Annotated in this window: 14 protein-coding genes; 9 read left to right on the top strand and 5 right to left on the bottom strand. The window is 73.0% G+C overall.

What is annotated here, in order from left to right; genetic code table 11:
• The first annotated feature begins 65 nt into the window (after positions 1-65).
• Positions 66-224, top strand: a complete 159-nt coding sequence (locus ACWEPF_RS30170; protein WP_452175049.1) for a hypothetical protein — start codon at positions 66-68, stop codon at positions 222-224.
• A gap of 36 nt (positions 225-260) precedes the next feature.
• Here ACWEPF_RS30170 and ACWEPF_RS30165 read toward each other — a convergent pair whose 3' ends face one another.
• A complete protein-coding gene (locus ACWEPF_RS30165; RefSeq protein ID WP_452175048.1) occupies positions 261-1088 on the bottom strand; it encodes an alpha/beta fold hydrolase in 828 nt (275 codons plus the stop codon).
• 438 nt (positions 1089-1526) lie between these two features.
• Between ACWEPF_RS30165 and ACWEPF_RS30160 the strand changes: the two genes are divergently transcribed.
• Positions 1527-2231, top strand: coding sequence for an LmeA family phospholipid-binding protein (locus tag ACWEPF_RS30160; RefSeq protein ID WP_452175047.1), 705 nt, complete (start codon positions 1527-1529; stop codon positions 2229-2231).
• A gap of 103 nt (positions 2232-2334) precedes the next feature.
• Here ACWEPF_RS30160 and ACWEPF_RS30155 read toward each other — a convergent pair whose 3' ends face one another.
• Positions 2335-2889: a LysM peptidoglycan-binding domain-containing protein gene (locus ACWEPF_RS30155; RefSeq protein ID WP_452175046.1), complete on the bottom strand. Its 555-nt coding sequence runs from the start codon at positions 2887-2889 to the stop codon at positions 2335-2337.
• Between the two features lie 293 nt (positions 2890-3182).
• On the opposite strand from ACWEPF_RS30155, the gene ACWEPF_RS30150 reads away from it, so the two are divergent.
• The 5 genes from ACWEPF_RS30150 (at position 3183) to ACWEPF_RS30130 (ending at position 8876) form a co-directional block, all read left to right on the top strand.
• Positions 3183-3971: a hypothetical protein gene (locus ACWEPF_RS30150; protein WP_452175045.1), complete on the top strand. Its 789-nt coding sequence runs from the start codon at positions 3183-3185 to the stop codon at positions 3969-3971.
• 52 nt (positions 3972-4023) lie between these two features.
• Positions 4024-5520, top strand: a complete 1497-nt coding sequence (locus ACWEPF_RS30145) for a pyridoxal phosphate-dependent decarboxylase family protein (RefSeq protein WP_452175044.1) — start codon at positions 4024-4026, stop codon at positions 5518-5520.
• Complete coding sequence (locus tag ACWEPF_RS30140; RefSeq protein ID WP_452175043.1) at positions 5517-6671, top strand: sulfotransferase family protein; 1155 nt, start codon at positions 5517-5519, stop codon at positions 6669-6671. Before ACWEPF_RS30145 ends, ACWEPF_RS30140 begins: the two co-directional genes overlap by 4 nt.
• The gene (locus ACWEPF_RS30135) at positions 6668-7891 is read left to right on the top strand and encodes a cytochrome P450 (protein WP_452175042.1); all 1224 of its coding nucleotides are present in this window, start codon (positions 6668-6670) and stop codon (positions 7889-7891) included. The genes ACWEPF_RS30140 and ACWEPF_RS30135 overlap by 4 nt, the downstream gene beginning before the upstream one ends.
• A gap of 436 nt (positions 7892-8327) precedes the next feature.
• On the top strand, positions 8328-8876 hold the full coding sequence (locus ACWEPF_RS30130) for a hypothetical protein (protein WP_452175041.1): 549 nt from the start codon (positions 8328-8330) through the stop codon (positions 8874-8876).
• 105 nt (positions 8877-8981) lie between these two features.
• Here ACWEPF_RS30130 and ACWEPF_RS30125 read toward each other — a convergent pair whose 3' ends face one another.
• Positions 8982-9410, bottom strand: a complete 429-nt coding sequence (locus ACWEPF_RS30125) for a hypothetical protein (RefSeq protein WP_452175040.1) — start codon at positions 9408-9410, stop codon at positions 8982-8984.
• Positions 9411-9474: 64 nt separating this feature from the next.
• Here ACWEPF_RS30125 and ACWEPF_RS30120 point away from each other — a divergent pair, with 64 nt between their 5' ends.
• A complete protein-coding gene (locus ACWEPF_RS30120; protein ID WP_452175039.1) occupies positions 9475-9942 on the top strand; it encodes a hypothetical protein in 468 nt (155 codons plus the stop codon).
• Positions 9943-10062: 120 nt separating this feature from the next.
• Here the strand turns inward: ACWEPF_RS30120 and ACWEPF_RS30115 are convergent, their stop codons facing one another.
• Positions 10063-10872, bottom strand: coding sequence for a hypothetical protein (locus ACWEPF_RS30115; protein WP_452175038.1), 810 nt, complete (start codon positions 10870-10872; stop codon positions 10063-10065).
• Between the two features lie 882 nt (positions 10873-11754).
• On the opposite strand from ACWEPF_RS30115, the gene pyrE reads away from it, so the two are divergent.
• Positions 11755-12279 carry an orotate phosphoribosyltransferase gene (gene pyrE / locus ACWEPF_RS30110; RefSeq protein ID WP_452175037.1) on the top strand — a complete coding sequence of 175 codons (525 nt, stop codon included), beginning with the start codon at positions 11755-11757 and terminating at the stop codon, positions 12277-12279.
• A gap of 220 nt (positions 12280-12499) precedes the next feature.
• Here pyrE and ACWEPF_RS30105 read toward each other — a convergent pair.
• On the bottom strand, positions 12500-13108 hold a 609-nt coding region (locus tag ACWEPF_RS30105), incomplete at its 5' end, for a transglycosylase family protein (protein ID WP_452175036.1).

Below are 13108 nucleotides of genomic sequence, written 5' to 3'. Positions count from 1 at the left end.
AACCCCACCGGTGGTGCCACGGCCCCGGAGCGGGGCCGAACGACGACGACAGCTGGGAGCAGGACATGCCGAGCACGGGATACCCGGAGAAGTCGCGGGTCTCGACCGCACAGACGCCGGTGGCACCGGCTCCGCCCGCCGGGGAGCAGGCCGCGCCGGCCGCCCCGGACCGGGTGGAGTCCGAGGCGGCGGGCACGCAGCCGGCCGCCGCCGAGCAGGACTGACGGTACGCGGCCGGCCCCGGCGGAGGGCTGCGGTTCTCAGGCCTTGAGGAAGTCGAGCAGGTCCTGGTTGAAGCGCTCCTTGTCGCCGGGGACGACCGCGATGCCGTGCGAGCCGCCCTCGTAGACCTTGAGTACGGCGCCGGGGACCAGGGCGGCGGTCTTGCGACCGGTGGCGTCGATCGGCACGACCTGGTCGTCGTCGCCGTGGACGACCAGCAGGGGGATGTCGAACTTCTTCAGGTCGTCGTGGAAGTCGGTGTAGCCGAAGGCGTCCACGCAGTCGACGCCGCCCTGGACGGTCTGGGCCATCGCCATGTACCAGAACGCGTCCTGGTTGCCCTGGGTCGCCTTGGTGCCGGGGCGGTTGGCGGACAGGAAGCCGACGGCGGTGTCCTTCCAGAACTGGGAACGCTCGTTCAGGATGCCCGCCTTGATGTCGTCGAAGACGGAGCCGGGCACGCCCTCGGGGTTGTCGGGACCTTGGACCATCAGCGGCGGGATCGCCGAGAGCAGCACCGCGGACTTGATCCGCGAGGTGCCGTGGCGGCCGATGTAGCGGGCGAGTTCGCCGCCGCCCATCGAGTGCGCCACCAGTGTGACGTCCTGGAGGTCGAGCTTGGTGATGAGGTCGTCGAGGTCGTCCGCGAAGGTGTCGAAGTCGTAGCCGTCGTAGACCGGGGTGGAGCGCCCGTGACCGCGGCGGTCGTGGGCGATGCCGCGGAACCCGGCGTCGGCGACCGCCTTCAGCTGGTCCTGCCAGGCGTCGCCGTTCAGCGGCCAGCCGTGGATGAACACCACCGGGCGGCCACTGCCCCAGTCCTTGTAGAAGATCTCCACACCGTCACGTGTCGTGCAGTAGGGCATGACTGACTCCGAATCGGGATGTCGGGGAGGACCCACGGGAACGCGGTGCACCGACCTCGGACGTGCGCCCGGCCAGGGGGTCGGGTCCGGCGGAAGGGCGGTCCGGTGCGCGTGCGGCGGTTCAGGCGGGACGGCACTCGGTGCACGCACCAGCCAAGCCCACCGGGCCGGGGTCCGCATCCGGCACACCGGAGCGCTCCACCGCCCGGGTGACGGCCGGGCCCGCTGCCCGGTTCGGGAGGGAGGACGCACCTGCCCGCCGGGCCCACCTCGAACCGCGCCTGCGGGCCTACGCGTTCACCATCGGCCGGCGCATGCTTGGATGGGCCGATCCGCTGATCGGATGCATCGGACCGATCGGTGGCCACTGAGGGGATGCGGGACCGGAACGAGCCGTCGGCAGCGGCCGGTCCGGCCCACGGCACGGGGGAGCGGGAAATGAAGCGGCGCTGGGTCAAGGTGCTGGTGGTCGTGGTGGTCGTCCTCACGGCTCTGTTCGTCGCCGCGGACCGGATCGCCCTGCACTACGCGGAGAAGGAGGCCGTCGCGCTCGCGCAGGAGCGCTACGGCTACGGGGCGGGATCGACCGACGGCTTCACCGAGGTCTCGATCCACGGATTCCCCTTCCTCACCCAGGCCGCCGACCTCAGCCTCGACCACGTGACCGTGACCGCGGGGAACTTCACCCTCGACACCACGGCCGGGGCCCAGGGCGACCACCTCACCGTGCGCAGGCTCGACCTGGACCTGTACGACCTGGCCGCGTCCTCGCTCACCGGGCGCAGCGCGGGCGCCAACCTGGTCACCGGCCGCCTCACCATCGGCTACGCGGACCTGTCCGGCGCGGTGTCCCGGCTGGTCGGTGCCGGCAGCACCCTCACCGTCGCGCCGGCCACCGGTGCCGGCGGCGGGCAGGAGGCCGCCCTGCGGATTACCGGGACCTGGAACGGCCGGCCGGTGGACACGGCGGCGAGCGTGGCGGTCGCGGCCGACGAGCTCGAGCTGCGGGTCCCCGTGCTCGGCGGCCTGAGGTACGCCTGGCCGGTTCCCCTGCCCCAGAACATCAACTTCACGGCGGTCCGCTCCGCCCCCGACGGGCTCCAGCTGGAAGCCGTCGGACACCAGGTCGTCCTGGGACGGTGACCGCCGTCGTGGCGCGAGCGAGCCGGGCTGACCCGCCGTCACTTCGCCTGCGCCGCGCCCCGTCGCGCCCCGGGCGGGCCGAGGCGCGGCGGGTGAGCAGGCGTCAGGGGATGATCAGCGTCTGGCCCGGGTTGATCAGGTCCGGGTTGGGGATCCCGTTGGCGTCGGCGATCTGCTGGTACCGGTTCGCGTCGCCGTAGAAGCGCTGGGCGATGGCCGACAGGCTGTCACCGGGCTGGACGGTGTAGGTCTGCTGCTGCACGGGCTCCGGCTCGGGCTCCCGGACGGGCTCCGGGGCCACCCGGTCGGCTCCGGCGACGCGGGTCCCCGTCTCCCACAGCGTCCCGCCCGCCTGGCTGGTGACCACGAGGTTGCCGTCCTCGGCGAGGCTGACGTAGGCGCTGTCGTGGCCGTCGGTGCCGGCCGCCCACCGGACCTGCCCGGCGCCGTCGTAGAGGACGAAGTTCCCGTCCCCCTGCATCCTCGCCTCGGCCGCGCCGCTGCCGTCGGTGGCGGAGGCCCACAGCACGGCGCTGGTGGTGAGGTCCGCCAGGACGAGGTTCCCGTCCTGCTGCAGGGTGAACCGGAACCGCCCGTTGCCGGACAGCAGCTCCTGGTCCACTGCGAGAACCTCGCCGGGCTTGAGGACTGAGGACATCGTGCACTCCACATGGTCGAGAGGAACTGGGCAGCCAAGCGATCACGGCCGCGGCCGTCCCCTGCCCGGCAGTGGCGCCCCCACACGCGGACCGGCCCGGGTTCACCCGCACGAGCGCCCTGGCCCCACCGGTTGACGACCCCGTCCCGGTGCCGGGACGAGCCCCGGACGGGACGGGGGCTGTGAGGCGGAGCGCGACCGGCGGTACCCGTCGATTGCCGGATTCCCTGCCGCGCGCGATCCGGAGGTGGCAGAGTGCCGGGTCGGGAGCGGCATCGTGGCAAGGGGGCATCATGGGGCGTGCACCGATCGGGCTTTTGGCGGCGTCGGCGAGCCTGCAGAGCCGGCTGGAGGAGCTGGCCGGCGGAGTGTTCGGACCGCAGCTCGAAGCGCTGGGTCTCGGTGTGGGGCAGATCGAGTCGCAGGGCCTGGAGGAGCTGGAGGCGAGTCTGGAGCGGGTCAACGACGCGATCGCGCACCCGGAGGCGTTCGGCACGTACCGGGTGAGGGTGAGTGCCGAGGCGGGTGTGGTCATCGCGAAGTCCGATGCCGAGTCGCACGTCACGGTGGGGGTCCTGCCGTTGCTGCTGCAGCGCAAGAAGCTGGTCCTGGACCGGATCAAGGTCATGCGGCCGCAGGAGCAGTTGGTGTCCGTCCGCAGGGACGTGCTCGAGAACGTCGTCGACGGTGATCTCAAGGAGCAGGTGCTCGGGATGATCGACGGACGGCTGGCGGCCGAGCGTGAGGTGAGCGAGCAGCTGGAGCAGGAGTCCCGTGCCGTGGACCGGGCGGCTGCGGCGCGTGCGGCGGAGATGCGCCTCGACGTCGAGTTGAGAGCGCGTCGCTCGGAGATCTACAAGTCGCTGCTGGAACGGGAGACCGTCGCCGGTGCGGTCGGCCCGGTTCTGATGTTCCTGCTGGCCGGCTCCCTCATCGTCGCGATGTTCACCCACACGCCCATCACGACCGCCGTGTCGGACAGCTTCCTGCTGATCCTCGGGTACTTCTTCGGCCAGGCCACAGGCCGCAGGGCCGAGCGTCCGAGGGGGGAGGCACCGGAGGCGGCGGGCTCCGCCGAGTGACCGGGAGGGGTGTACTTGTCACGTCCCTGCCGAGGTACCACAGTGTGCTTCCATGAACACCATCAGTGGGGGCAGTGCGCCGGATTCGCTGACGCTGCCGCCGGAGTCGGTCGACGCGCTGGGGCAGCGGGTGTGGGAGATCGTCGCGGGGCACCTGGTGGCCGGTGGCGGGGGAGCTCCGGTGGCCTCGGCGGGCGCGGCCGCCGAGGCGGCACGGCTGGGCTCCGAAGCCCTGCCCGAGGCCGCGGCCGATGATCCGCTCGCGCTGGTGGACGAGGTGGGACGGTTGCTGCGGGAGGGCAACGCGCACCCGGACCACCCGGACTTCCTGGCGTTCGTGCCCTCCCCGGGGACGGTGACCGGGGTGCTGGCCTCGGCGCTGGCCACCGGGTTCGCGGTCCCCACCGGATGGCGGTTCAGCGGCGGGGTCTCCAGTGCGATCGAGTCGGCCGCCGTCCGGTGGCTGGTCGAGCTGCTGGGGCTCGCCCCGGGTACCTCCGGGCTGTTCGTGTCGGGCGGCTCGACCGCCAACCTGACCGCCCTGACGGCGGCCCGCGACGCGTTGGTGGGGACGGAGGCGCGCGGCGCGAGCGCCTACTTCTCGGACCAGACCCACTTCTCCGTCCCCCGGGCGCTGCACGTGCTGGGCATCGGCGAGGACCGGGTCCGGGTCCTGCCCGCCGACGCGCACCGCAGGATCCCGTTGGAGGTCCTCGCACGGCAGGTGGCCCGGGACCGCCGGGACGGCCTGCGGCCGTTCCTGGTGGTGGCCAACGCGGGCACCACGGCCACCGGCGACGTCGACCCGCTCCCCGAACTGGCCGCCTTCTGCCGCGCCGAGGGCCTGTGGCTGCACGTGGACGGCGCGTTCGGCGCCCCCGCCGCGCTGACCGCGCGCGGGCGCGGCGTGCTGGCGGGCCTGGAGGAGGCGGACTCGCTGAGCGTCGACCCGCACAAGTGGCTGTTCCAGCCCGCGGGTACGGGATGCGTGCTGCTGCGTGACCCCGCCCGGCTGACCCGGGCGTTCGGCATCGGGCTGCCCGGCTACCTGGACACGGGTGCCACCGGTCACGAGGGGGAGGGGGTGGACTACCTGCACTGGGGGGTGGAGCAGACCCGGGAGTTCCGGGCGCTGCGCCTGTGGCTGTCGCTGAAGGTGTTCGGGGCGGACGCCTTCCGCGCCGCCGTGCAGCGGGGCCTGGCGACGGCGGAGGACATCGCCGCGTACATCGCCTCCCGCCCCGGCCTGGAGGTGGTGACCGGCCCGTCCCTGGCCGTCGTCACCTTCCGCGGGCTGCCGCCGTCCACCGGGCCAGATCCGACCGGACGGGACGCCGACGCGGCGGTGGAGGCGGTCTGCCAGGACCTGCGCGCGGAGGGGAGCGCCATGGTCGCCGCCGTGACGGTGGCCGGCCGCCGGGTGTTCCGGCTCTGCACGATCAACCCACGGGCGCGGCCCGAGGGCGTCCGGGCCGTGGTGGACCGGATCGCCGAGCTGTGGGCCGCCCGGACCGGAACCCCGCAGCAGCGGCTGGGAGCCGTACGGTGAACCGCGCGCCCCGCGGCGGCCCGCACGCCGCCGAGCGTCTGGACGCCGACGCGCTGCGGGACGAGGCGGTGCGGTCGACCGGTCTGGCGGACTTCGGCGCACCCGGTCACGGCCCGGCCCTGGACTTGCTCGTCTCCTCGCTGGAGTCGGAGGCCCGGCTCACCCCGGTCGGCCGCGCCGAGGCACGGGAGACCCTGCTGCGCGCGCTCCGGACCCGGCTGCGGCTGCACGCCGTGCCCGTGCCACCGGTGTTGCCGCAGGCGCCACCCGTCGTTCTGATCGGCCTGCCGCGCACCGGCAGCACCCTGCTGCACCGGCTGCTGGCCCACCATCCGGCGCTGCGCGCACCCCGCCTGTGGGAGCTGCTGGCGCCGCTCACCCCGCCCGGGGCCGGAACGGCGGACCTGGTCGCGGACGCCGAACGGCACGTCGCCGAGCTGTACCGCACCGCCCCCGAGCTGGCCCGCATCCACCCCACCGGGGCGAGGGAGCCGGAGGAGTGCGAGCACCTGATGAACACCGACTTCCGCAACAGCGTGCTGGGGATGCTCAGTTACCGGACCCCGTCCTACGCCCGCTGGCTCGCCGAGCAGGACCTGACGGCCGCCTACGCCCTGCACCGGGCCCAGCTCGCCCACATCCTCGCCCGGCGCCCGGCCCCGGCCGGATCCCGCCTCCTGCTGAAGAGCCCCTCCCACCTGTGGCACCTGCCCGCCCTCGACCGGGCCCACCCCGGCGCCCGGTACGTCGTCCTCGAACGCGAGGTCGACGAGGCGGTCGGCTCGGTCTGCGGCCTCGTCGCCGCGGCCCGCCGCCGACGCAGCGACGCCGTCGACCCCGTCGAGATCGGCCGGGAGATGACGGCGGCCACCCACGCCGCGCTGTCGAGGATGCACGCCTTCACCACCGACCCGTCGGTCGCCGACCGCTGCCTGACGGTCCGTTTCACGGACCTGGCGGCCGACCCCGACGGCACCGCCCGGCGCGTGCTGGAGCGACTGGGGCTGACCGCCGACGGCGCCCTGCGCCGACGCTGGCACGAGCACCTCTCGTCCAACCCGCGCCCCGACCACGTCCACCCCCGCGAGTCCTGCGGCCTGCCGCCCGTCGGCCCACAGCCCGCTCCCCACCGCACGGAGGCCACCCCATGACGACGGCCGCCCCGGACCCCGGCCGCCCGCCCTATCCGTTCGACCGCGCCGACTGCCTCGCACCGATGCCGCACACCGACTTCCTGGCCCTGCCGGGCCTGGCCGCCGTCACCCTGCCGAGCGGCTGCCCGGCCCACCTCGCGGTCCGGCACGCCGACGTCGTCCGCGTCCTGACGGACCGTCGGTTCAGCCGCCGGGCGATGCTCACGGCCCCCGGCGGTCCCCGGTTCACCCTGGCGGACCGCGACGAGCCCAGCCTGCTCGGCCTCGACCCACCGGACCACACCCGGGTACGGCGGCTGTGTGCCCAGGCGTTCCGCCGCGACGCCGTCGACGCCCTCGCCCCCACGGTGGAGGGCCATGTCCGGTGCCTGCTGTCGGCCCTGTCGGCCGCCGCTCCCGAACCGGTCGACCTGCACGCCGCCTTCGCCCTCCCGCTGGCCGAGGCCGTCCTCGGCGACGTCCTCGGGGTCGCCGCCGCGCACCAGGCCGCGACCGCCGAGTGGGCCCGGCACAAGCTCTCGCTCACCTCCCTGCCCCCGGAGCAGGCCCGGGCGGGTCACGAGGCCCTGCGCACCCACTTCGACCGGCTGCTGTCCGCCCCGCCGGACGGGGGCGCCCTCGTCCCCGGCGGACTGCTGGACCGCCTGCGGGACGCCCACACCGCAGGGGAGTTGAGCCGGCCCGAACTCCTCGCCACCACCGTCAACCTGTTCGTGGCCGGACACGCCACCACGGCCGCCACCCTCACCAACGGCGTGCTGGCCCTGCTCAACCACCCGGACCAGTGGCAGGCCCTGTGCACCGACCGCACCCTCCTCGGACCGGCCGTCGAGGAGATCCTGCGCTTCGACACCATCGCCGACGTCGGCCTGCCCCGCCTGGCCGTCGCGGACGTCACCCTCGGGGCCACCACGGTCAGGGCCGGCGAAGCCGTCGTCCCCTCCCACGCACACGCCGGACGCGACCCCGCCGTCTTCACCCGGCCCGACACCTTCGACATCACCCGCGCCCCGGGCCCCCACCTGGCGTTCGGCCACGGCCCGCACCGCTGCATCGGCGCCGACCTCGCACGGCTGGAACTGCGGACCGCGATCGGCGCACTCGCCGACCACGCCCCACACCTTCGCCTCGCGGAAGCCGCCACCGACCTCCCCTTCCCGGGCGGGAACCTGATCGGCGGAGTCAGCCGCCTGCCGGTGCACTTGCACGCCCCGTGACCGGACCTGGTCCGAACGTCGCGCGGCGTCCCGGCTCCTGAGCCAGAGTCAGCAGTACGCCCGCCGGCGCTCCGTCCCGCTCAGAGCCCGCCCAACCCGGGCCCCTCGCCGATTCCCTGGCCGCCACCCGCTCCCCGTCCCGGCCGCCCCCACCGCCCCGGCCGGGCGGCCGGGACGCGGAGCCGGGTCCCGAACGAGAACCCGGGCGGACCGTGGAATCCGAGGGCCACCCGGACCACCTGCAGGTGCGCAGGGCCGTCCAGCAGCAGTCCGGGCGGCAACACCGGCAGGAGCCCGGGCTCCGTGCCCACCCGCGCCGGCAGCCGACGGCGTCGTCCGCGGCCTGGCCTTCGGCCCGGAGTCCTCCTGCGTCCGGCCGCTGGACATCCAGCTCGCCTGGTTCACCGCCGAGACCGACCTCGACGGCTGGTACCTGATGCACAACGCCCTCGGCGGACTGGTCGCCTCCGCCCGCCCGGGCCGGCTGCCCGGCGAGGTCAAGGCCGGCCTCGCCTTCCGCTCGCCTCCGCTCACCTTCGACCGCCGCGACCTCGCCGCCCAGAAGGAGACCGTCGCCCGCCGCTTCGCCGACGTCGGCTGGCAGACACCCCGGCTGCTCGACGCGATGCACCGCTCCACCGACTTCCACCTGGACTCCCTCGGCAAAGTCCACCTCGACAGCTGGACCCGGGGCCGCGTCGCCCTGGTCGGCGACGCGGGCTACAGCTCCTCCCCGCTCACCGGCCTCGGCACCAGCCTCGCCCTGGTCGGGGCCTACGTCCTGGCGGGCGAACTCGCCGCCGCGCCCGGCGACATCGCCTCCGCGTTCCGCGGCTTCGCCCCGAACAGCGCCCTGGCGATCCGCTTTCGGGCGATGTCGATGCGGTCGATGAACCGCTGGCCGATGCGGCAGCTCCTGGCCGCCCAGTTCGCCAAGGCCGGCGACATCGACCTTCCCGAGTACGGCCTGCCGGTGGCCCGGTGACCCCTGGTCGATCGTCCGCCGGCCTTCGCTGCTCCTGATACACCGCCAGAAGGGGCCCGACGCAGAGCAGTTACCGATCCCGGGGCCCGGGCTGCGCTGCTGCGGCTATGCCGATTCGGTGCGGTCGGTGCCCGGCGGGTACTCCCCGTACCAGGGGCGGATGCGCAGGTACCGCTCCTTCATGACCGGCCCGAGGTGCTCCTCGATCCCGTAGCCGGGGCGCCCGGGGAAGGGGAGGTTGTACAGGAAGCCGGTCATGATGACCTCGATCGCCCCCGGGACGCACCGCAGGGTCTCCTCCTCCAGGAAGGCCAGGACCTGCCGCCAGTCGGGCCCGTCCGGTTCCCCTTCTCCCAGGTAGGAGCGCACGGTGTCCTGGACGACGTCCCAGAAGAACACGTACGTGAGCACCTCGTGCTCGTTCTCCAGGTGGCACTCGTAGGCGCCTTCGAACCCGGGGACCCGGGCCACCAGGTCCTCCACCAACCGCACTCCGGCGACGTTCTTCTCGTCGGTCGTCTGCTCGGGCGTCACGAGACGCAACGCTAGCGTGGCGCCGGCCGCCGCCTGTTCCGGGTGAGGGGGGACGGCCGGTTGAGTGGCCGACGGACGCCGGCCTGCTCGTGACGTACGACCTCTTGACCGCTCGTCAGCTGGTCACGACCACGGCCCGGCCGGCCCGGCCACCGCCACCGTCGCCGACTGCAACAACGGCGCCAACGGCTTCGTCGACATCCCGGACAACCTCTCCGGCACCGTCGCCCGCTCCGCCGATCTCGGCAACGGCCGCACCGTGACGCTCCAGCACGGGAACGTCGCCGGTGCCCAGCGCGGCTGGGCCGAGCTCAGCGGCGCGACCCAGCCCAGCGACCTGGTCTGGATGGACTGGACGACCAACGGCGGCACGTCCTGGCTGCAGTGCGGCCCGTTCAGCTCGGACCAGGGCTGGGGCCAGAGCAAGACCAGTGCCGCGAAGGCGACCAACTCCTCCAGCCAGTACGTGTTCCGGGCCTGTGCGCGGAGCTTCTCGCCGTACGACCTGGGCCGCTGCAGCACCTGGTGGTAGACCGTCCACCCGGCACCACCCCGGCCACCACGCTCCGCGCCAGCCCATCGCCGACCCCGACCGGCTCGTTCGACGCCCGCGGCGCCACACCGCCGCAGGGCCGGCCCGGACGCCTCGCCCTCAGGTTGCCCAGGGCAGTCGTACCGCCTCGACGCCGGTGTCGTTCAGCAGTGCTTCGATGAGGGCCGGCGGCCCGGCGACCTTGGTGGCCCACAGGTCGTAGTCGGTGCACAGGACCCAGGAGCGGTCCTCGGCCCAGAGGTTGGCGGGGCTGAAGTCGGCCAGGTCGACCTCGGGTATGTCGTAGAGGACCTTGGCGTCGCCGAGACGGCCCGCCCGTACATGGAGGTTGTCGAAGTCTTCGGCCCCGAGCGTCAACGGGTTGTAGTAGACCAGGCAACGGGTGTCGGGGCCCGCGGGACTGCACATGGTGAGGACGTCGATCAGCCGGATCCAGGACTCGCGGTCCAGGCTCCCCTCGGTGGGAGGGACGATTCCTCGCGGCCAGCTGCCGTTCTTCTTCACCGAGGGGAAGCAACGGAAGCAGGGCCGCAGCCCGTCGGGGACGAGGGGGTCGCCGGTCCGCCGGGCGAGTTCCGCCCAGCGCAGCCGCCGCCACCCGGGACCCGGGTGCTCGGCACGGCCCAGACCTCCTCCGGTGGCGACGCCCACCGCATCGAGGTCGATGCCCGCGACCATGTCGCGCGGGGTGCTCCCGTCCGCCAGACGTGCCTGGCGGTACTCGTGGTGCGACAGGTCACCCGGCCCGTGGTCGTGCTCGTACATGGCGTTGAGCACCCAGGCGGCATCGGGCATCGCGGGCGGCATGAACCCGGTCAGACCGTCGCCGCACAGCTCCAGCAGCCAGTCCGTCGCGCCGGTTGGAGCGAGCGGCCAGATGTCCGACAGCTGGTTCGATTCGGAGTGCATGGCTTCATGATCTCAGTCGCGGCCGCGGGCCAGGCGAGCCGCCGGCACCTTGCCGCCACTCCGCCGTTGGGCATGTCCGGTGGATCCGACCGGGCATCGGGACGGGTAGCTCGACACAGGGAGAAGGCCCGCTCGTCCGGCCGTACCCCGGTCCGGTCTTGTCTGCAGACAACACACCACCCCTCCAACGGCGTTGCAGCTCGGGCAAGAACGTGGAGCACCTCGACCAAAGCGGCGAACACCTCCTCACCCAGGCCGGTTCGCCGTGGCGCCGCAGGGTCGCGATGCCACAGCCGACCATGGCTGCGCCGAGCATGCCGATGACGAGTCCCCCGATCCAGTCGTGATCGTCGGCAACCGAGACCGAGGCGGCGTAAACAGAACAGGCCACGTGGTGGTGGCGAGGGCGACCAGCTGTGTAGCGAGCGACGGCCGACCTCCGTCACGCCGTAGCGGGCCACTGAGGCGGCCGGTTACGGCGTGACGGTCCGTCATCCTTCCGGCCGTCGCCCCGGGAACATGGTGATCTTCCAGCGCACGCGTGGGGGCGCCCGGGCGATCAGGCCGATGTGCCCACGCACCTGGCTGCTGACTGTCCGGGGGCGTCCCTCGCTCCATTTCCGGGTCGATGCTCCACCACCGCCTCCACGATCACAATCTGGAAGCAGCTTGCCGTGCAACAGACGAAGGATCAATTAGCGTGCCAGGCGACCGAGGTGGGCGGCTGGAACCGTTGTTCTCCGAGCTTCTGTCATCTCCTTAGAGCCGCACGCGGTGAAGCTCGGCTGTCGACGGTCTCATTGGAGCGGTGCTGTGGGTGAGGGCCCTGGCCTGGGGCCCCGAGTGCGGGGCCGTAGTGGTGTGCTGGGAGACTGGGTGTCTGTGACGCGCTCAGAGCTTGCCCGCCGTATTCATTCCGCCTCCCACCTCACCGGTGAGTTCGTCCTTCGATCAGGACGGACCGCCACCGAGTACTTCGACAAGTACCGTTTCGAGGGCGATCCCGTTCTTCTGGATGCCGTCGCCAAGGAGATGGCCGCGCTGGTGCCGGCTGACATCGAGGTGCTGGCGGGGTTGGAGATGGGCGGGATCCCTGTGGTCACCGCGCTCGGCCGACACACGGGCCTGCCATGCGCTTTCGTCCGCAAGCAGGCCAAGGAGTACGGCACTTGCCGCCTGGCCGAGGGCTCGGACATCGCCGGCCGACGTGTGCTGGTGGTGGAGGACGTGGTCACGAGCGGCGGACAGATCGTGCTCTCGACTGCCGATCTGCGTGCCTTGGGGGCTGATGTTCGTGAGGCTCTCTGTGTCATCGACCGCGAACAGGGCGGCGCCGAGGCCCTCAGGGCCGAGGGGATCGACCTGCTGTCGCTGCTGACGGCCACCGACCTGCGTGCCTCTGCTTGAACCCCGTTCCAGCCGTGCCGGGCCCGATGGTTGACGGCGGGTCAGCGATTCCCGTTGGTCGGCCGGGTCAGGGAACCCGCCTCAAGGGGGGCAGGTTCGGGGAGGCGGCTGTACAGGCTCGGCCGGGCCGCCTCGGGCGTCGCGAGCAGGGCGACGAAGCCTCCCTCCACGGACCTGGGTCCGTGGAGGGAGGCTTCGTGGTGTGTTGCCGGCGGTGGGGTCAGATGCTGAGGACCTGGCCGGGCAGGATCATGTCGATGTTGCCGCCGATGACCTGGGCGTTGTTGCTGTACAGGGTGGTGAGGTTGACGCCGTGGGCGGCGGCGATGGCGCCGAGGGTGTCGCCGCTCTTGACGGTGTAGCTGCCACCGGTGCTCTTCTGCACGGGGGCGGCCGCGGTGTCCGGGGTGGTCTTGGCGACGGGCTTGCGCTCGGTGCTGCGCGAGGCGGCCTGGGTGTCGTTCTTCGGCGCGGTCTTGGTGCTCTGGTCGGCCTGCTTGGTGGACTTCACCGGAGCGGAGGCCGAGGTGGTGTCGACCTGCGGGGCGGTGCCGCCCTTGGTGAGGCCGGCCTTGACGGAGCAGACGGGCCAGGCGCCGGGGCCCTGGGAGGCGAGGACCTTCTCGGCGACCGCGATCTGCTGGCCCTTGGTGGCCTGCGCGGCGGAGGACGCGTACTGGGTGCCGCCGTAGGCGGCCCAGGTGCTCGGGGTGAACTGCAGGCCGCCGGAGAAGCCGTTGCCGGTGTTGATGTTCCAGTTGCCGGTGCTCTCGCACTGGGCGACGGAGTCCCAGGTGGAGGAGGACGCGGCGGAGGCCGAGGTGGCCGT

The sequence above is a fragment of the Kitasatospora sp. NPDC004289 genome, assembly GCF_053602875.1.
This window is presented reverse-complemented; position numbering and strand designations above follow the sequence as displayed.